Here is a 19,676-nt window from a genome sequence, read left to right as displayed (position 1 = left end):
GGCCGCCGACATGCTCTCCCGGTGGCCCGGACGCCTGCCACGACCTCGCTACCTCCCCCTGTGGGCGTGTCGGGGAAAGAAAACGGCCTGTCCACCCGCCGCTGTGGGCGCGTCACGGAAAGAAAACCGTCAGTGGGCACGCTTAACCTGGCATGGTGAGCGTGTCCAAGGGGTGGATCTCCCGACTGGCCGCCGCCTCGTGGCGGCACCCGTCGGTCGTCGTGCTGACCTTCACCGCGGCGGTGTTCAGCGTCGGCCTGCAGGCCGTGAGCCCGCTGCTGGTGAGGGTCGCGGTGGATGACGCCGTCGGCGGGCGCACGGCGGGGCTCGGCTGGCTGGTGGCCGGGTTGATCGGCGTGCAGGCGCTGATGTTCGGCACCGCGTTCCTGCGGCGCTACTACGGCGGGCGGCTCGCCCTGGACGTGCAGCACGACCTGCGGCGCGCGGTGTTCGGCGCGGTGTCGCGGCTGGACGGTGGCAAGCAGGACTCGCTGCGCACCGGCCAGGTGGTCTCGCGCGCCATCACCGACCTCCAACTGGTCGTGTCGCTGCTGATGATCGTGCCGATCTCGGCGGGTTCGGTGTTCTTCGCGCTGTTCTCCCTGGGCGCCATGCTCTGGATGTCGCCGCTGCTGACGTTGATCGCGTTGATCGTCCTGCCGGCCGTGGCGGTCGTCGCCGTGGCGGCGCGCAAGCGGCTGTTCCCGGCCACCTGGGTCGCCCAGCAGCGGGCCGCCGACGTGGCCCAGCATGTCGAGGAGACGGTGACCGGAGTCCGTGTGGTGAAGGGCTTCGGGCAGGAAGCGCGCGAAGTGGCACGGTTGGAGAAGACGGCGCGGAAGCTGTTCGCCGACCGGTTGCGTGCCGCACGCCTTTCGGCCGTGCCCGCGGCCACCACCTCCGCGCTGCCCGCCTTCGGGCAGGTCGCGGTGCTCGCCCTCGGCGGCGTTCTGGCGCTGCACGGCGAGGTGAGCATCGGCACCTTCCTCGCCTTCGCCAGCTACGTCTCCGGCCTGATCGGACCGGCGCGGATGTTGTCCGCGATGGTGGTGCAGGCGCAGCTGACCCGCGCCGGCGCGGACCGCGTGTACGAGCTGATCGACGCCCAGCCGGAGGTCAAGGACGCACCGGACGCCGGGCCTTTGCCGGCAGGCCCGCTGGCGATCCGCCTCGACGACGTGCGTTTCGGCTACACGCGGTCGGACCCGGTGCTGGACGGGTTGACCCTGGAGGTCCGGCCCGGTGAGACGCTCGCGCTGGTGGGCACGGCGGGATCCGGCAAGTCCACGATCTCCCTGCTCCTGCCCAGGTTCTACGACGTGCACTCGGGGTCCGTCCGGCTGGGTGGGCGGGATGTCCGCGACGTGCGGACGGCCGACCTGCGCAAGGCGATCGGCGTGGTGTTCGAGGAAGCCTTCCTGTTCTCCACCTCGGTCCGGGACAACATCGCCTACGGCAGACCGGACGCGAGCGACGAGGAGGTCGTCGCCGCGGCGAAGGCGGCCGAGGCGCACGAGTTCATCACCCAGCTTCCGCAGGGATACGACACGCTGGTCGGCGAGCGCGGGCTGACCCTGTCCGGCGGCCAACGGCAACGTCTTGGCCTGGCACGTGCCCTCCTCACCGATCCCCTGGTGCTGATCCTCGACGACGCCACCTCCGCCGTGGACACGGTGACCGAGGCCGCGATCCACGAAACACTGCGCTCGGTGACGGCGAAACGCACGACCTTGCTCATCGCACACCGGCGGTCGAGCCTGGCGCTGGCGCACCGGATCGCGGTGCTCGACGCCGGCAAGGTGGTCGACGTGGGCACTGAGGCCGAGCTCGAGGAGCGCTGCGAACTGTTCCGTAAGCTCGTCTCCGGCCCCGGCGAGGGGGTCGAGAACGTGCACCCGCATCTCGACTGCGCGAAACCGCCCGAAAGCGGCGTCACGACGGAACTGTGGCCGGAACCCCAACAGCAGGACACCGCGGCGGAGCTGGCCGACGCGGCCCTGCAACGCACCGGCTCCGCCGCTCCGGCCGGTGGGATGGGTGGCATGCGCGGAGCCCTCGACGTTCCGCCCACGGAGGAACTCCTGGAGGGCGTACGTCGCCTGCCACCGGCTACGGAGGTGCCAGAACTCAAGGCCGAAGACGTTTCCGCGCCCGATCCCGGTTTCCGGCTGGGCCGGATGCTGCGCCCGGTGCGGGGACTGCTCGCCGCGGTGATCGTCCTGGTCGGACTGGACGCGGCGGCCTCGATCGCGGTGCCCGCGCTGTACCAGCAGGGGGTGGACCACGGCGTGCGGCCAGGGGTCGTCTCGGCGATCTGGCTCACCGCGGGGATCGGCGCCCTGGTGATCGCGGCGGACTGGCTGGTGGTCGCCGCGCAGACCCGGCTCACCGCGCGGGCCGGGGAAACCGTGCTGTACTCACTGCGCGTCCGCAGCTACGCGCACCTGCAACGGCTCGGGCTCGACTTCTACGAGCGCGAGCTGTCCGGCCGGATCATGACCAGGATGACCACCGACGTGGACGCGCTGTCCACGTTCCTGCAGACCGGGCTGGCCCAGGCGGTGATCAGCGCGCTCACCCTGGCAGGCATCTCCGCGGCCCTGCTGTTCACCGATGTTTCCCTGGCCCTGTATGCGCTTTCGGTGCTGCCGGTGCTCGCCGTCGCCACCGTGATCTTCCGCAGGCTCTCCGGCGCCGCGTACACCGAAGCGCGCGAGCGGGTGAGCGTGGTCAACGCGGACATGCAGGAAAACGTTTCCGGGCTGCGGGTCGCCCAGGCCTACGGCCGGGAGGAGCGCTCGGCCGAGGTGTTCGCCTCCCGCAGCGACGCCTACCGCCGGTCCCGGCTGCGGGCCCAATTGTATGTCGCCACCTATTTCCCCTTCGTGACCATGCTTTCCGGGGTCGCCGAGGCGGTCGTGCTGCTCGCCGGGGCCAACCGCGTGGCGCAGGGCAGCCTCCCGGTGGGGGTACTGCTGGCGTTCCTGCTGTACCTCAACCTCTTCTTCTCGCCGATCCAACAGCTTTCCAGCGTGTTCGACGGGTACCAGCAGGCGAAGGTCGGCCTGCACCGGATCGCCGACCTGCTGCGCACGCCCACCTCGGTGCCGCCGGCCACGAATCCGGTCGCCGTACCGGAACGGCTCGACGGCGAGGTGACCTTCGACGCGGTCGATTTCGCCTATCCCGAAACCAATTCCCTCGCGCTGGCAGACATCACGCTGAAGGTGACGCCCGGCGAAACCGTCGCGCTGGTCGGCGCCACCGGCGCGGGCAAGTCCACGGCCGTGAAGCTGGTCGCCCGGTTCTACGACGCGACCGGCGGGAAGGTCGGCATCGACGGCGTCGACGTGCGGAACTACGACCTGGCGGCGTTGCGCCAACGGATGGGCGTGGTCCCGCAGGAGGCTCACCTGTTCTCCGGCACGGTGGCGGACAACGTGCGCTACGGCCGGCCCTCGGCCGGGGACGCGGAAGTGGAAGCGGCCGTCCGGTCGGTGGGAGCGCTTGACGGGGTTGCCGCGCTGCCGTCGGGATTCCGGCAGCCGGTGGGCGAGCGGGGGCGATCGCTGTCGGCGGGACAGCGCCAGCTCATCGCGCTCGCCAGGGCCGAACTGGTGGACCCGGACGTGCTGCTGCTCGACGAGGCGACCGCGGCACTGGACCCGGCGACCGAATCCGTGGTGCTGCGGGCCACCGAGAACCTGGCCCGCCGGCGCACCACATTCGTGGTGGCCCACCGGCTGGCGACCGCGGCCCGTGCCGACCGGATCGTGGTGCTCGACCACGGCCGGGTGATCGAGCAGGGTACCCACGACGAACTGCTCGCCGCCGACGGCCTCTACGCCCGCCTGTGGCAAACGGGCGCGGGCGAATGATTCCCACGTTTTCTCGCGGTTTTCATCTTTGATTGATCCGATCCGCCCCGCCGGCCGTATGGTATTTCGGTGGGTGGTTGACGCACGGGCAGCTCCCATGCTTCGCTTCCGGACGATTCCCGGTTGTTACGGAGAGGACACCCCAGGTATGCCCACTGTTGGTCTGGACCAGCAGCCGTCGCAGGGGCAGAGAAGGAACGTGTTCTCTTCAGACGCCGTCAATCTCCTGGGGTTTCTCGCGGCGGGACTCGTACTGGCGGTGGTCACCGCCTTCGTGTTCGCCAAGGCGAGTGGTGGGTCATTCGGCGTCCGAGCCGCCGTCGGCCCTGCCGCGACCTCGTCCCCGGCGATGGAACAGGCCGTCACCGCGACCCCGTCCGCCGCGCCGGAGAAGATCTCGCCCGTCATGCCGGAAACGCCCGGCACGACCTCGCCCACCCCTCCCGCGATCAGTTCGGCATCGATGGCCGCGCCCCCGCCGTTGCCCGCGGGCCGTCCCGCCACCAAGGCGGCGGTGAGCCAACCACCCACGGCACCGGCGCCTGGGACGGCCGAGCAGCCACCACCGGCACCCCGTGGCGGCTGCTCGGCATCGATGTCGGTCAATCAGTGGCCGGGTGGTTTCGTCGCCACGTTACGGGTCTTCGCAGGCTCCTCGCCGGTCAACGGCTGGGCCGTCGTCATGACCTTGCCGCGGGGCGCCGGCATCACCAACGCCTGGAACGCCGGCCGTAGCGGGAACACCGGCACGGTCCGGTTCACCAACGTCAGTTACAACGGCTCCATCGCTCCTGGCCAGTCGATCGAGTTCGGCTACCAGGCCACCGGCACCGGCACGGAAAAGACCCCCGCCTGCTCGGGCGGCTAGACGAAAATCTTGCCGGGGTTGAGGATGCCCAGTGGGTCGAGGGCGTTCTTGATCGCGCGGTGCAGGTCGAGCACCGGCCCGCTCACTTCACGCCGCAACCCGCCGCGTTTGAGCAGGCCCACGCCGTGCTCCCCGGTGACCGTCCCGCCCAGTTCGAGTGCGTCGGCGATGATGTCCTCGAACGCCGCCTGCGCCCGCCGCCGGGCGTCCTCGTCACCGATCGGCGTGATCAGCAGTGGATGCAGGTTGCCGTCGCCCGCGTGCGCGATGTTGGCGATCAAGGTGTCGTGGGTGGCGGCCGTCTTCTCGATGCGCGCCAGCATTTCCGGCACCTGCGCCCTGGGCACGCACACGTCCTCGGTGAGCACCAGGCCGAGCCGCTCCAGCGCCGGATAGGCCAGGCGGCGGGCGTCGAACAGGGCTTCGGCCTCCTGTTCGTCGGCCGACAGCGCGGCCCAGGTCGCCCCCGACTCGCGGAAGCAGCGCAGGATCGTCTCCGCCTCGTCCTCGCCCGGCGTGTCAGATCGAGCGAGCAGGACCACGTTCGCTTCGGTGGACAAACCCATGTTCTTCCAGGCGTCCACGGCCTCCAGGCAATGCCGGTCCACCAGCTCCAACGCCGACGGCACGACCCCTGACCCGGAAACCGCCCGAACCGCCTCACCGGCGGCGACCATCGAGTCGAAGTAGCCCGCGATGGTACGTTCGGGCGCCCGTTTCGGCCGCAGCCGCACGGTGATCTCGGTGATCACGCCAAGGGTGCCCTCCGACCCGACCATGAGCCCGCACAGGTCGTACCCGGCGACCCCCTTCGCCGTCCGCCGCCCGAGCCGGACCACGTCGCCGCGGCCGGTGACCACCTCGAGCGCGAGCACATAGTCCCTGGTCACGCCGTACTTGACGCAGCAGAGACCGCCCGCGTTCGTGGCCACGTTCCCGCCGATGGTCGACCAGGGCGCGCTCGCCGGGTCCGGCGGGTACCACAGACCACGCGCGGCGCAGGCCGCCCGCAGATCGTCGTTGACGACCCCCGGCCGCACCACCGCGAGCCGCTCGTCGTCGTTGATCTCCAGCACCGCGTTCATCGCCTCGAGCGACAGCAGGATGCATCCGTCGACGGCGTTGGCCCCACCGGAAAGCCCGGTGCCCGCACCTCGCGGCACGATGGGCACGCGGTGTTCGGCGGCGAACGCGACGACCGCCCGAACCTCCTCGGTGGCGCGCGGCCGGACCACCGCCACGGCCTGCCCGTACTCGGCCCACTCCGCGTGATCCTGCAAGTAGCTCTCGACGACGTCGGGATCGTCCAGCACCCGATCCGCGGGAACGACCCGCTCCAGCGCCGTCACCAGGTCCATCACCCACCTCCGGCCGCACAGGGTACCGGCGCGCCCGCCCGTCCCGGCCCATCACCACAAGGTGAGACACCCGCCCCGAATCCCGTTCAGCGCTCCATGGCGTCGTGGATGACGAGAGGCACCGAGTTCTCTCCGAGGTAGTAATGCCCGGGGAAGTATTCGATGTGCGCATGACCTTCCGGATCGCCCGAAGTCGCGGACCCACGGACGTTGCCGGCCAGCACCGAAAGCAGGTGCACGGGCCCTTCGACGATCAACCGATCGTCGTCGACGGAGATGGTCACCGCGGCAGAGTCCCGCTCCCGGACGACGATCGCCGCAAGGACCGAGCCGTACGGCGCCGGATCAGCGCCGGTGTCCAGGCCCACAGTCCCGGTTCCCGCCTCCAGCATCCGAGCAAGCTCGAGATATTCATCGGGGTGCCCGGACAAAGCGGTCTCGAGTGGTTCTTTCGACAATGCGACGATCATGTTCTCATCCTATGGGACCGGTGGTATGTCGCCGGGACGTATCGTCGACGGATCAATGCCTATGTGCGGGTCCGCGTACGGACCGGACGTGACCCTGGTGCCGTTCACCTGCGTTTCCAGGTTCAGGTGTGGGCCCAGGCTCTGCACGTGCCCGGAGTTCGAATTGATGTCGAACCGCGCGATGCTGGTGACGCGCTGACCGGCCGCGTCCGTGGCATCGCTGATGAACATGTAACCACCGCTCCCGCCACGGACCACCCGGCCCGCGCCACCGACATGGCGGGATCCCAGGTCCACCGCCTCGTCCATCGAGATCGGTCCGCTGATCTGTGGCGGAGGCGGATTCGTGTGCGACCCCGTGCCCGGGCCATGTGCCCCGCCTGGCGCGGGGGTCAGTCCCAGCGGATCGACGTACCGGGTCGGATTCGGCACGTAGGTCCGCGGGTTGGGCGCGGGCAGCAGCCCGAGCGGATCATCCGAGGTGTACCGGGCGTTTTCGGGATCGTAATAGCGCTGATAGTTGTAGTGCAGCCCCGTTTCCGGGTCGAAATACTGACCGGGGAAACGCAGTGGAGTGACAAGGTCCGAGGACTCGCCCCACAGGCTGCGATCGGCTTGCCACGCGAGGTGCCCATCCGGCGTCACCAGTTCGGTCGGCGCGCCGACCACATCCGTGACGATCGAATAGAACTGCCGGTCGATCCACTCCTGTGGTGCTTCCGCGGCCGGAATACGCTCCCGCTGGACGAGGGCACGGAAACCGTCCGGTTCGTGGTCCCACGTCGTTGCCCTGCCGGTGGCGTGAATCTGCTCGGCGAGCACGGTTCCGTCCCAGACGAAATCGGTCCGTTCGGCTGTCGAACCAGCCGGCCCGAGCCGCTGTTTCGAAATGCGGCGGCCAAGCGCGTCATAGGAGTACCGCCACCGCGACCCGTCCGGCGTGGTGACCCCGGTGAGCCGGTCTTCGGCGTCCCACGTGAACTGCCATGTGTCGGGCTTCCGGGAGAGGCGCCGCCGTTGACGCGCGACGACGCGCCCCCGTGAGTCGTAGCGGTAACTGGTTCTGCCCGCCCGCGACAGCAGCGTTCCCGCATACTCGCGCTCGCCCTGCACATCGGGGTCCGCGCCAGGAACCGTGGCCGCGACGACGTTTCCGGCGAGATCATAGGAGTAACGCTCGGTCCGCCGGTCCCCGCGCACGGCGAGGGGCCGTCCCACCGGGTCGAGATCGAGCCACCGGACACCGCTCGTATCGTCCTCGACGGCAAGCACGTGGCCGTCCGGGTGGTACCGGTAGCGGCGCTGTTGAAGGCGTCTCGCCTGAGGTCCGCGTGCGACGGTGGACAAGGTCTGGGAGACGAGGCGATGGTTCTGGTCCCAACTCTGGGCCAGAATCGTCCCGGTGTCGACCAGTCGCTCGACCTCCCGGCCCGTCACGTCGTAGCCGAAACTGATGACCCGGCCACCGCTGTGCAGCGCGGTGGGACGATGGTTCCCGTCGTACTCCCAGTGCGATTCGGCCCCGGTCGGCGTGCGACGGCTTGTCCGTCTCCCGACGGCGTCGTAGCTCGACACCACGGTTCTGCCGTTCGTGGTCTCCGCGACCACCCTGCCGAGCGGGTCCCGCTCGAAAAGCGTTTCGGCCGTGGCGTTCCGCGCGGCTACGACCCGGCCGACCGGGTCGTATTCGAAGCGGCACACACCCGCGGCGGAGGTACTCTCGACCACCTGACCGAGCGCGTCCCGGGCGTGGACGATGCGCTCTCCGTTGCCGTCGATACGCTCGGCGAGTTGGCCCGCGGCATCTCGGAGGTAGGTGACGGCCCGGCCGTCGTAGTCCGTCTCGCGCACGAGGTTTCCGACGGCGTCGTACTCGTAACGCCAGACCAAGCCGCGCGGATCGGTCACGGAGACCAGGCGGAGTTCGCTGTCATAGGCGAACAGCACCTGGGCGCCGTCCGGAGTTGTCCGCCGCGCCGGCAGGTCGAAATGTGTCGTTTCGGTGCGAGTGACGCGACCGGTCGCGTCGATGTGTTCGAGTTCGTTTCCCTCGCCGTCGTACCGCCATCGTTCGACAGACCCGTCAGGGTGCTTCCGAAAAAGCGGTTTTCCTTCGACGGTCCAGGTCAGGACAGTCACCCCACCGGCCGGATCCATGATCTGGTGGATCCGGCCGAACTGGTCGCGGGAATAGCGGGTCGTCGCGTCGCCCGGCGAAGTCGCCGAGATGATCAGACCGGTGGCGTCGACGGTCAATCGTTGAACGTTGCCCACCGCGTCGGTGACGGACGCGAGCCCGCCGTTCTCGTAATAGGAGTACCGGGTGACCGCGTTGGTGGGATCGGTGACGGAGATCAGATTTCCGCGCGCGTCATATTCCCTGGCCCACACCGCTCCGTCCGGGTCGATCTGCCGGACGGGAAGTCCAATCGCGTTGTAGTCGGCGAGCAACCGGCTACCGTCGGGCCGGTTCACGGCGATGACGTGGCCGTCCTCGTCGCGCTCGAACGTCGTGGTCCGCCCGAGGGGATCCGTCGTCGCGAGCAGCCGGTCGTAACGATCCCACCGGAAACGGGTTTCGTTACCGAGCGCGTCGACCCGGCGGACCAGCTGCCGGGATTCGTTGAAACAATGCAACGTGACGTTGCCCAGGGAGTCGGTTTCCCGGGTCACCCGTTCGTCGAAGTCGTACTCGATGGTGCCGGCGAAAACGTTTCCGGAGCCATCGGTGCGGACGCACCGTCCCGCGGAGTCGTAGCTGTAGCCGTACCACTCACCGTTGCGGTCCGTCCATTTCGTGATACGGCCCGCCGGATCGTAGTCGAACCGCATCGCCAGCCCCGAAGAGTTGATCACTTCGGTGAACCCGCGAGTGGTGTCGTAGCCGTAGCGGGTGAGCGCGATCGCCGCCCCGTCCCGGTCTCGCAACCGCAACTCGGTGACCAAACCGCGGTCGGTCTCCACATCGATCCGGTAACCGCTGGTGTGCCGGATTTCGCTGAGAGATCCGTCGCTACCGTAGTCGAAATCGATACGATTTCCGTGCCGGTCCACGATCGCCGAGATAGGCGCGGTCCCCGCACGCCGGCGCGCGAAATGCAGCACCCGTCCGAGCAGCGGCTGGGTGATGGTGTAGCCGCCGTCCTCGGCCAGCGCCAACGGCCACCGCGCACCTTCCTCGGGCAGCACCTCGGTACCCGGCCGCGGCGGCGGGTACACCAGAATCACCCCGTCCGGATCCGCGAAGCAGACACCCTGCTCGTCCACCTCGAGCCGCTGATCCAAAGTGGACGCCCACGAGGGGCCGAACAGGCGCCCCGAACGGTAGGACGACACGTGCACCCGGCCGATCACCAGGGGCAGCACACCGGGCAGTTCGACGTCGACCTGCGTCAGGTACATCTCACCCGAGGCGAGGTCCACCGGCTCGCGCCCTTCGCACCTGCCCTCGGGGGTTTGCGCCCGATCGCGCGGATTCTTCGCGTCGCCTCGTAGTGACCCGTCGGACCCGCCTGAACCACGCCCCGTCCGGCCGGTGCTCCCGCCGCTCGCCGCGTCGATGCCACCGTCCCCGGTATCCGGTACCCGGGTACCGCTCGTCCCGTCAGGAGCTTTGGCCTCGGGCGATGAGTGCGCCGCGGACGGTGCCGTGCCGTCCGGTGTGTGCGCGTGCGACGGCGTGGTCGGCGCGTCCCCCTTCAGGTGCGGACCGTCCACATGCGACCCCGCATGGGCGGGCGTGGTGGCGCCGTCGGCGCGGCGGCCGATCTTGCGGCCCAGGTTGCGCAGCTTCTCCAGGATTTCGCCGAGCTTGTCGATGATCTTGCGGATCTTCGGCGACACGTTCCCGATGGTCTTGACCAGCTTACGAATCGTGTCGGAAACCTTGCTGATCGTGTTCGTGATCGCCGTGGTGGCCTGCGCCGCGACCAGCGGAGTGGCGAACCCCAGGGTGCACGCCTCCTCCAGCACCCACGAAACCAGCTTTCCCACCAGTTCGGCGACCAGGTCGCGCACGGTCTCCCGCACCATCGCCACGACCTGACCCATGATCATCACACCGGTCGAGATCCCGTCCGCCAGCCCTGCCGCGCCCGCGATCGCGTCCGCCTGCTCCGCCACATGCCCCCGGTAGGCGTCCGCACCCTCGCCCGTCCAGCCCGCCGTGCCGTTCTTGGCCTCGTTCGACAAATCCCCCGCGATGGTGCCGACCTCTTTGGCCACATTCCCCCAGGTATCGGCGAACGACTGGATCACCGGCGGATTTCCCGCCAGCCAATCCAGCGCGTCCTTGAGCGGCTTGACGTGCTCGATCAACCAGGAAGCGCCGTACTGAGCCAAAGTGCCGATCGGATCGATCACCATCGACAGGACTTCCATGCCCACACCCAGGGCACCCATCCCGAACTCGACCCACGACCCGTCCTTGACCCCGTTGGCCAGGTCCACCGCCGACTCGGCAATCCCGATCCCCGTCACCGCGGTCGTCTGCGACTGCGCCGGCGCCACCAAGGGATTGCTCACGTCAAGGGCTCCCCGAGCGTCTTGAAGTCCTGCCCGGCCTGCTCGTCCTGGCCCTCATAGGTTCTGACCGCTTCCCGCACCTTGCCCGCGGTGTCGGTGACCGAGTCCTGTGCCTGCCGCAACGCCTGGACCCCCAGGCGCTCGAACGGTTCCAGCATCAGCGCGAACGGCTGGCAGATCACGCCATACGCGCTGTTGTCCATGGTCACCTGCCGCGCCGCGTCGACGGCGGTCTTCAGCCGGTCGGCCAGCGTGTCCACCTTGCCCGCGTGGGTCCCCAGTTCGCCGGTGAGTACTTCGTAACCCTGGCCGCCGGCCATCAGTCCCTCCTCAGGAAGGTCCGGTCTCCGAAGTCCTCGTCGTCCCTGGGGTCGGGGCGGCGCGGTGGCGCTGGCCTGCGCACCGGCTCCGGCGGGCGCGGCGGTTCTTCCTCTTCCGCGGTCCCGATCCGCATTTCCCGAACGGCCTCGGCCGGCGGCTCGGGCTCGTCCTCTTCCGGTGGCGGCGGAAAACTCCGTGCCGCGGTGTCCACGATGTGCCGGCTCGTTTCGTCGTCGCCCACCGTCTCGGCGACGATCTCCTGGAGCCGCGCGGGGAACTTCGACTGCGCCTTCTGCATCGCCTTGAGCACGTTCGCCGCGATCTGGTCGGGGCTCATCTTGCGCACGGCGTCGGTCATCGAGATCCCCGTCGGAATGCCGTTGCTACCGACCGTCACACTCACCGCACCCCCCGCCACCGACTCAGTGATCGAGATCTGCGCCACCTGCTCCTGCATCTGCTGGTAGCGCTGCGCTTTCTGGGCCGCGTTGCGCTCCCAGTCGCCGATCATGCGCTCGACGTCGGACAAGTCCGCCACGGTGAACCCCTTCCCCGGTCCTGGTTGAGACGACGCGTGGAACATGCCGGTTCCGCCAGACGCCCGGCTGGCCTTCCCGGTTGCCCCGGTCAGGGTTCTACCAGATCCTTGACCGATCCAGTGAAAAATCCCAAAGCCGCTTTGGGCGGACAAGCACCACTTCGATCACACTCGTCGGAGGCAGGGGGTTAGCCTGGTAGACGCACCAAGCGGACAAGTTGGATCGAGATGGATAGAGGCGAGTCCCTGCCGTGTCCAGCAGCAGCCCTGCGTCACAGTTCGGCCCCAACGAGTGGCTCGTCGAGGAGATGTACGACCAGTTCCTCGCCGACCCCTCCTCAGTAGATGCCGCCTGGCATGACTTCTTCTCGGACTTCAAGCCGACGCAGACTCCCCGCACCAAGCCGGACGCCGCACCCAAGACGCCCCAGCGGGACGAGCCCGTGAAGTCGAACGGCCAGGTCGCCACGGTCGCCCCGAAGCCGGCCACGCCGCCGCGGCCCGCGCCGGCCAAGCCTGCCGCCAAAGCCACGACCAAGCCCGCGGAAGCCAGGTCGCAGGCCGCCGTCACCAAGCCCGCCTCGAAGGCCGACGTCGAAGCCAAGCAGTTGCGCGGCGCCGCCGCCGCGATCGCGAAGAACATGGACGCGTCGCTGAGCGTGCCGACGGCCACCAGCGTGCGCGCGGTGCCGGCCAAGCTGATGGCCGACAACCGGATCGTCATCAACAACCACCTCAAGCGCACCAGAGGCGGGAAGATCTCGTTCACCCACCTCATCGGCTACGCGATGGTGCGTGCGCTGCAGGACTTCCCCAACATGAACCGGCACTACGAGCTGATCGACGGCAAGCCGTTCGCCGTGACGCCGGAACACATCAACCTCGGCCTCGCCATCGACATGAAGGGCAAGGACGGCAGCCGCAGCCTTGTCGTCGCCTCCATCAAGAACACGGAGAACATGACGTTCCTCCAGTTCTGGCAGGCGTACGAGGAGATCGTCAAGAAGGCCCGCAACAACAAGCTGACCGCCGACGACTTCGCCGGCACCACCATCTCGCTGACCAACCCCGGTGGCATCGGCACCAACCACTCGGTGCCGCGGCTGCAGGCCGGCCAGGGCACGATCATCGGGGTCGGCGCGATGCAGTATCCGGCGGCTTTCGAGGGCAGCAGCGAGAAGACCCTCACCGACCTGGGCATCAGCAAGATCATGACGCTGACGTCCACCTACGACCACCGGATCATCCAGGGCGCCGAGTCGGGCGAGTTCCTCAAGCTCATTCACCAGTTGCTGCTCGGTGGCGACGGCTTCTACGACGACATCTTCACCTCACTGCGCCTGCCGTACGAGCCGGTGCGCTGGGTCGAGGACATCCCCGAAGGCGCGGTCGACAAGACGGCCCGGGTGATCGAACTGATCGACGCCTACCGGATGCGCGGCCACCTGATGGCCGACACCGACCCGCTGAACTACCGCCAGCGCCGCCACGACGACCTGGACATCCTGTCGCACGGGCTCACCCTGTGGGACCTCGACCGCGAGTTCGCGGTCGGCGGGTTCGCCGGCAAGGAGCGGATGAAGCTGCGCGACGTGCTCGGCGTGCTGCGCGACTCCTACTGCCGCACGGTGGGCGTCGAGTACACGCACATCCTGGACCCGGACGAGCGCCGGTGGATCCAGGAACGCGTCGAGATCCCGCACGCCAAGCCCGACCAGGCCGTGCAGAAGTACGTGCTGTCCAAGCTGAACGCGGCCGAAGCGTTCGAGACCTTCCTGCAGACCAAGTACGTCGGCCAGAAGCGGTTCTCCCTCGAGGGCGGCGAGACGGTGATTCCGCTGCTGGACACCGTGCTGGACAAGGCCGCCGAGCACGAGCTCGACGAGGTCGTCATCGGCATGCCGCACCGGGGCAGGCTGAACGTGCTGGCCAACATCGTGGGCAAGCCGATCTCGCAGATCTTCCAGGAGTTCGAGGGCAACCTCGACCCCGGCCAGGCGCACGGCTCCGGTGACGTGAAGTACCACCTGGGCGCGGAAGGCAAGTACTTCCGGATGTTCGGCGACGGCGAGACCAAGGTGTCACTGACCGCCAACCCGTCGCACCTGGAGACCGTGGACCCGGTGCTCGAGGGCATCGTCCGGGCGAAGCAGGACATCCTCGACAAGGGTGACCAGCACGGCGAGGGCTTCACCGTGCTCCCCGTGCTGCTGCACGGCGACGCCGCGTTCGCCGGGCAGGGCGTGGTCGCCGAGACGCTGAACCTGGCGCTTCTGCGCGGTTACCGCACCGGCGGCACCGTGCACATCATCATCAACAACCAGGTCGGCTTCACCACCGCGCCGGAGCACGCGCGGTCGTCCCAGTACGCCACCGACGTGGCGAAGATGATCGGCGCGCCGATCTTCCACGTCAACGGCGACGACCCGGAGGCCGCGCACTGGGTGGCCAAGCTGGCGGTGGACTACCGGCAGGCGTTCAACAAGGACGTCGTGATCGACATGATCTGCTACCGGCGCCGTGGCCACAACGAGGGCGACGACCCGTCGATGACGCAGCCGGCCATGTACGACATCATCGACACGAAGCGCTCGGTGCGGAAGACCTACACCGAGTCGCTGATCGGCCGCGGCGACATCTCGGTGGACGAGGCCGAGGCCGCCCTGCGCGACTTCTCCAGCCAGCTGGAGCACGTGTTCAACGAGGTCCGCGAGCTGGAGAAGCACCCCGCCGCGCCAAGCCCGTCGGTCGAGGAGGAGCAGCAGCTGCCGGCCAAGGTGCCCACAGCGGTGGCACGCGAGGTCATCGAGCGGATCGGCGACGCGTTCGTCAACGTCCCCGGGGGTTTCACCCCGCACCCGCGGGTCAAGCCGGTGATGGAGCGCCGCGCCAAGATGTCCCGCGAGGGCGGCATCGACTGGGCGTTCGGCGAACTGCTCGCGTTCGGGTCGCTGGCCATGGAGGGCCGCCTCGTGCGGCTGTCCGGGCAGGACTCGCGGCGCGGCACCTTCACCCAGCGCCACTCGGTGCTGATCGACCGCAAGAGCGGCCGTGAATACGCGCCGCTGCAGAACCTGGCGGACAACCAGGGCCGCGTGATGGTCTACGACTCGGCGCTGTCGGAGTACGCGGCGGTCGGCTTCGAGTACGGCTACTCGGTGGCCAACCCGGACGCGCTGGTGCTGTGGGAGGCGCAGTTCGGCGACTTCGTCAACGGCGCGCAGACCGTGATCGACGAGTACATCTCCTCGAGTGAGGCCAAGTGGGGCCAGCTCTCCGACGTGGTGCTGCTGCTGCCACACGGTCACGAGGGCCAGGGCCCGGACCACACCTCCGGCAGGATCGAGCGCTTCCTGCAACTGTGCGCCGAAGGCTCGATGACGGTCGCGGTGCCCTCCAGCCCGGCGAACTACTTCCACCTGCTGCGCAGGCACGCCCTGGACGGCATCCGCCGGCCGCTGATCGTGTTCACCCCGAAGTCGATGCTGCGGAACAAGGCGGCGACCTCGGCGGTGGAGGACGTCATCGGCGAGTCGAAGTTCATGTCCGTGATCGACGACGTCGAGGTCGACCCGGCCAAGGCCCGCAAGGTGCTGCTGACCTCCGGAAAGCTGTACTGGGAACTGGTCGCCGAGCGTGCCAGGCGCGAGGCGGACGACGTGGCGATCGTGCGGATCGAGCAGTACTACCCGATGCCGCTGAAGAAACTGAAGGCCGCGCTCGACCGCTACACCGCGTCACCGGAAGTCGTCTGGGTGCAGGAGGAACCGGAGAACCAGGGCGCCTGGCCGTTCTTCGGCCTGCACCTGCCGCGCAAGTTCCCCGAACTGCTCTCCGGCCTCCAGGTGGTGGCCCGCAGGCCGATGGCCGCGCCTTCCGCGGGCTCGTCCAAGGTCCACGACGTCGAGCAGAAGGCCCTCATCGCCAAAGCTTTCAGCTGACACCTGTCGTCTCGGAAAACCGCCGCGCGATCCTCGGGTCGCGCGGCGGTTCTATTTCTGCGGCCTGCGCTGTCAACAACTCGTCCACTCGCTGATTCGGTTCGCGCGCTGGGGAGGGCCTGGTGCTTGTCACCGGCCGCCCGCGACCGCCCCAGTGACTCGAATACTCGGTCTGCTCGAACCAGTAGTTGCAGGAGAGCTCGACCAACAGAGCGAGTCGCGATCCGCTGTCACGACCAGAAAACGGGGTGCGGCCCTCCGCTCCGTGGCGCGCCCGGGACCATCCTCGACAGGAGCGGCGGACTAGCGTTGCCGGCATGTCCTTGGCAGTGACGACACATGACGAAATTCAGGCCAAATACGAGAAGACGCGGCTGGAAGTCCTGCTCGACGAAATCGCTCGCGGTCAGCTGCGCCTTCCCTGGTTCCAGCGACCGTTCGCCTGGCAACCCGAGCAGATCATCGAACTTTTCGGTAGTCTCGAAAAAGGTTATCCCATCGGCAGTTTCATGATCTGGGACTCGCCGCGGGTAATACCGAGTCTCGATCGGATCGCCGACCTGCCCGCTCCAACGCCTTCCGCCGGCCGGTCCCAGTCCTATTTGGTGGATGGTCATCAGCGGCTCGCCGCACTCTACGGTTGCCTCATGTCCCGGCCCGCGCGATCGGGAAAGGGAGAATGGGTTTGGAACGTCCACCGCGTGCTCGGTGATCCAGACGGCTGGTTCCGGCAGTGGCGAAGTTCGGCCCAGGCTCCCCCGACCTGGCTCCCCATGCGATCCGTGCTTCGCACTCCGGACTTCCACACGTGGACCCGCCGGCTCAACGAGTCGGTGAATCATCAAGGCCTGATTGACGAGGCCGAATTCGTCGCCCAGCGGATCAAGTCGTGTGAGGTACCCGTGTTGCGCCTGACGGGTGGGCCGGCCGAAGGCGCGGCCGAGGTTTTCGCCCGGCTCAGGACCACGGACTGGCGCTGACCCGGCGCGCGAGTACCCCAGCGACGCCAATGCGGACCTCACACGCCGCGAATGGAGGACTCGCACGACCCGAATGCGGGACTCGCGTGTCGGGAAAGTGGAACTCACACGCCGCGAATGCGGGACTCGCGCGGCCGGAAAGTGGGACTCGCGGGTTTGCGGGTGGGAAGGGTTGCGCCGGACCGTGCGACATGCCGGTCCGGCGCAACCCGTTCTACTCGCGACCCGCGTTAGCTACCGGTGTAGAGGAGGACGTTCGGGGAACCCTGGCCCGCGCTGGTGACCTTGCCGGTGGTACCGGCGGCGACCAGCGCGTTGCGCACGGTCGCCGGCGTGGCCGACGTGTGGGTCGCCAGGTAGAGCGCGGCGGCGCCGGCCACGTGCGGGGCCGCCATCGACGTGCCACTGATCGTGTTGGTCGCCGTGCCGCTGCCGATCCAGTCCGAGGTGATGTTGGTGCCCGGCGCGAAGATGTCGAGGCAGTTGCCGTAGTTCGAGTAGCTGGCCCTCGCGTCGGTGTTCGTGGTCGCCCCGACCGTGATCGCCGTGGAGGTGCGGGCAGGCGAGTAGTTGCACGCGTTCGCACCGCTGTTGCCCGCCGCGATCGCGTAGGTGACACCCGACGAGATCGAGCTCGCGACCGCGTTGTCGACCGCGCTGGAAGCGCTGCCGCCGAGGCTCACGTTGGCCACCGCGGGCTTGATCGCGTGCGATGTCACCCACTCGATTCCGCTGATCACCCCGTCGTAGGTGCCCGAGCCGTTGCAGTCCAGCACGCGCACCGCGACCAGCCGCACGCCCTTGGCCAGGCCGTAGGCGCTGCCGCCGACGGTTCCGGCCACGTGCGTCCCGTGTCCGTTGCAGTCGGTGGCGTTGCTGTCGTTGTCGACGAAGTCGTAGCCGGAGGTGGCACGCCCACCGAAATCGCTGTGTCTGAGGTTGATTCCGGTGTCGATGATGTAGGCGTGCACATTGGACGCCGTCGTCGAGTAGGTGTAGCTCTTGTCCAGCGGCAGGGTGCGCTGGTCCACCCGGTCCAGACCCCACGACGGCGGGTTGCTCTGGGTGGCTTCCATGTGGAAGGTCCGGTTCTGCTCGACGAACGCCACGGCCGGGTCGGTGGCCAGCCGCTTGGCCTGCGCCTCACTCAGCCTGGCCGAATAACCGTGCAGAGCGGCCGAGTACGTCCGGTTCACCACGCCGCCGAGGCGCGCGGTGAGCTGGCCGGCCAGTTGGTTCACCGGGGACGGGCTCTGCTTCAGCACCACGATGTAGCTGTTCGGGATCGCACCCTCGGCACCGGCGCCGACGATCGAGCCCTCCCGGGCCGACGCGGGGGCGCTCAGGCCGAGCGTGGTGAGGGTCGCGACGGCGGCGCCCACGCCGAACGCGGCCAGTGATCGGCGCCTGGTCCTCCTGGGTTGGTGCACGGCGTCTCATTCCTCCTTGGCAGGAAAGGTCAGGGCGGACGGAAAAATGCCCACCTCGACCACAAGGGGTTGAACGTTCGCGTAACGAACGCTGCACTGAGCGTAAGCGCCGCCGGTAAACGAAGGAAGCACCAAAAGTGGGAATGCTCAAAGCGTGTCATCCGGGACCGCGAACGGGGCCCGCGCAGAAGCGGCCCGCCCCGGCTCAGGCTGGACCCTGGATCACGTCGAGTATCTGGCGGGCGGTGACCACGCCCAGCACCTCACCGCCCGAGTCGACCACGACCCCGAGCCCGGCCGGCGAGGACAGCGCCGCGTCGAGCGCCCCCCGGATGGGCGTGCCCCGGTGGTACAGCGAGCCGCCCGCGACCAGATCCCGCTCCGCGAGCTTTTCGTCCACAGTGGAACCAGGAGCGAGCCAGCCGCGTGGCCGCCCGGCCTGGTTCACCGCCAGCAGCCACTCGGCCGTGGGACCCTCGACCGGCTGGCCCAACGCGATCGTCGGTACCGCGCGCACTTCCACCCCATCGGCATCCACAAAGGACAATCCACGGTAGCCGCGGTCCCGGCCGACGAACGAGGCAACGAAGTCGTCGACCGGATGGCGGAGCACCTCCGCGGGAGTGCCGTACTGCGCGAGCCTCCCCCCGACGCGCAGCACGGCCACCTTGTCCCCCAACCGGACGGCCTCGTCGATGTCGTGCGTGACGAACACGATCGTCTTGCCCAGCCGCGACTGCAGGCGCAACAGCTCGTCCTGGAGCCCCTCGCGAACGACCGGATCCACCGCGGAGAACGGCTCGTCCATCAACAGCACCGGCGAGTCGGCGGCCAGCGCGCGGGCCACCCCGACCCGCTGCTGCTGCCCGCCCGACAGCTGCGCCGGGTACCGGCTGCCCAGCTCGGGCGGCAGGCCAACGGTCTCCAGCAGCTCGGCCGCCCGCTCACGCGCCTTGCGCTTGCCCCAGCCGGACAGCAGCGGCACGGTGGCGATGTTGTCCACCACCGTCCGGTGTGGGAACAGGCCGGCGTGCTGGATGACGTAGCCGATGCCACGGCGCAGCACCGGCGGATCGGATTCGCGGACGTCACGGCCGTCGAGCAGGACCTTGCCCGCGGTGGGCTCGACCATCCGGTTGATCATCCGGAGCGTGGTCGTCTTCCCGCAGCCCGACGGCCCGACGAGCACCGTGATGGTGCCGTCCTCAATGGTCAGGCTGAGGTCGTCGACCGCGACCGTGCCATCCGGGTAGCGTTTGGTCACGCCCGCGAATTCAATCGTCACCCGATCACCCTAGTTTCAGGCGACCCGCGCGCCCACCCGATCCCGTCGACAGGACGCACCTTTCGACCAACCGCCGGCCTTGG

10 protein-coding genes and 1 pseudogene are annotated in these 19,676 nt (G+C 68.6%); 4 read left to right on the top strand and 7 right to left on the bottom strand.

The annotated features are described in order from the left end of the window. Positions 1-155: 155 nt before the first annotated feature. Positions 156-3,878 carry an ABC transporter ATP-binding protein gene (locus VJT49_RS06690; RefSeq protein ID WP_324163812.1) on the top strand — a complete coding sequence of 1,241 codons (3,723 nt, stop codon included), beginning with the start codon at positions 156-158 and terminating at the stop codon, positions 3,876-3,878. Positions 3,879-4,026: 148 nt separating this feature from the next. Further along, complete coding sequence (locus VJT49_RS06685; RefSeq protein ID WP_324163811.1) at positions 4,027-4,746, top strand: cellulose binding domain-containing protein; 720 nt, start codon at positions 4,027-4,029, stop codon at positions 4,744-4,746. Here the strand turns inward: VJT49_RS06685 and VJT49_RS06680 are convergent. The 5 genes from VJT49_RS06680 to VJT49_RS06660 all read right to left on the bottom strand — a co-directional run bounded on the left by VJT49_RS06680 (position 4,743) and on the right by VJT49_RS06660 (position 11,957). Then, on the bottom strand, positions 4,743-6,104 hold the full coding sequence (locus tag VJT49_RS06680) for an FAD-binding oxidoreductase (RefSeq protein ID WP_324163810.1): 1,362 nt from the start codon (positions 6,102-6,104) through the stop codon (positions 4,743-4,745). The two genes, VJT49_RS06685 and VJT49_RS06680, sit on opposite strands and share 4 nt — an antisense overlap. 86 nt (positions 6,105-6,190) lie before the next feature. After that, the gene (locus VJT49_RS06675; RefSeq protein ID WP_324163809.1) at positions 6,191-6,574 is read right to left on the bottom strand and encodes an Imm32 family immunity protein; all 384 of its coding nucleotides are present in this window, start codon (positions 6,572-6,574) and stop codon (positions 6,191-6,193) included. A 9-nt stretch (positions 6,575-6,583) separates the two neighbouring features. Continuing rightward, positions 6,584-11,098 (bottom strand): DUF6531 domain-containing protein, encoded by a 4,515-nt coding sequence (locus tag VJT49_RS06670; RefSeq protein WP_324163808.1) that lies wholly within the window; start codon positions 11,096-11,098, stop codon positions 6,584-6,586. After that, positions 11,095-11,418: an ESX-1 secretion-associated protein gene (locus VJT49_RS06665; protein ID WP_324163807.1), complete on the bottom strand. Its 324-nt coding sequence runs from the start codon at positions 11,416-11,418 to the stop codon at positions 11,095-11,097. Before VJT49_RS06665 ends, VJT49_RS06670 begins: the two co-directional genes overlap by 4 nt. Beyond that, positions 11,418-11,957: a YbaB/EbfC family nucleoid-associated protein gene (locus VJT49_RS06660; protein ID WP_324163806.1), complete on the bottom strand. Its 540-nt coding sequence runs from the start codon at positions 11,955-11,957 to the stop codon at positions 11,418-11,420. The genes VJT49_RS06665 and VJT49_RS06660 overlap by 1 nt, the downstream gene beginning before the upstream one ends. Before the next feature lie 251 nt (positions 11,958-12,208). Between VJT49_RS06660 and VJT49_RS06655 the strand changes: the two genes are divergently transcribed. Together VJT49_RS06655 and VJT49_RS06650 are read left to right on the top strand one after the other, a co-directional pair. Then, positions 12,209-15,898: a multifunctional oxoglutarate decarboxylase/oxoglutarate dehydrogenase thiamine pyrophosphate-binding subunit/dihydrolipoyllysine-residue succinyltransferase subunit gene (locus tag VJT49_RS06655; protein ID WP_324163805.1), complete on the top strand. Its 3,690-nt coding sequence runs from the start codon at positions 12,209-12,211 to the stop codon at positions 15,896-15,898. Between the two features lie 317 nt (positions 15,899-16,215). Continuing rightward, positions 16,216-16,878: a DUF262 domain-containing protein gene (locus VJT49_RS06650; RefSeq protein ID WP_324163804.1), complete on the top strand. Its 663-nt coding sequence runs from the start codon at positions 16,216-16,218 to the stop codon at positions 16,876-16,878. A 233-nt stretch (positions 16,879-17,111) separates the two neighbouring features. Here VJT49_RS06650 and VJT49_RS06645 read toward each other — a convergent pair. Together VJT49_RS06645 and VJT49_RS06640 are read right to left on the bottom strand one after the other, a co-directional pair. Then, positions 17,112-18,308, bottom strand: a pseudogene (locus VJT49_RS06645) (S8 family peptidase); the annotation flags it as partial. A 205-nt stretch (positions 18,309-18,513) separates the two neighbouring features. Beyond that, positions 18,514-19,593, bottom strand: a complete 1,080-nt coding sequence (locus VJT49_RS06640) for an ABC transporter ATP-binding protein (protein WP_324163803.1) — start codon at positions 19,591-19,593, stop codon at positions 18,514-18,516. Positions 19,594-19,676 lie beyond the last annotated feature (83 nt).

The organism is Amycolatopsis sp. (genome assembly GCF_035276945.1).
Taxonomy (GTDB): domain Bacteria; phylum Actinomycetota; class Actinomycetes; order Mycobacteriales; family Pseudonocardiaceae; genus Amycolatopsis_E.
Note: the sequence above shows the minus strand (reverse complement) of the source record. Positions and strands in the feature narration are given on the sequence as shown.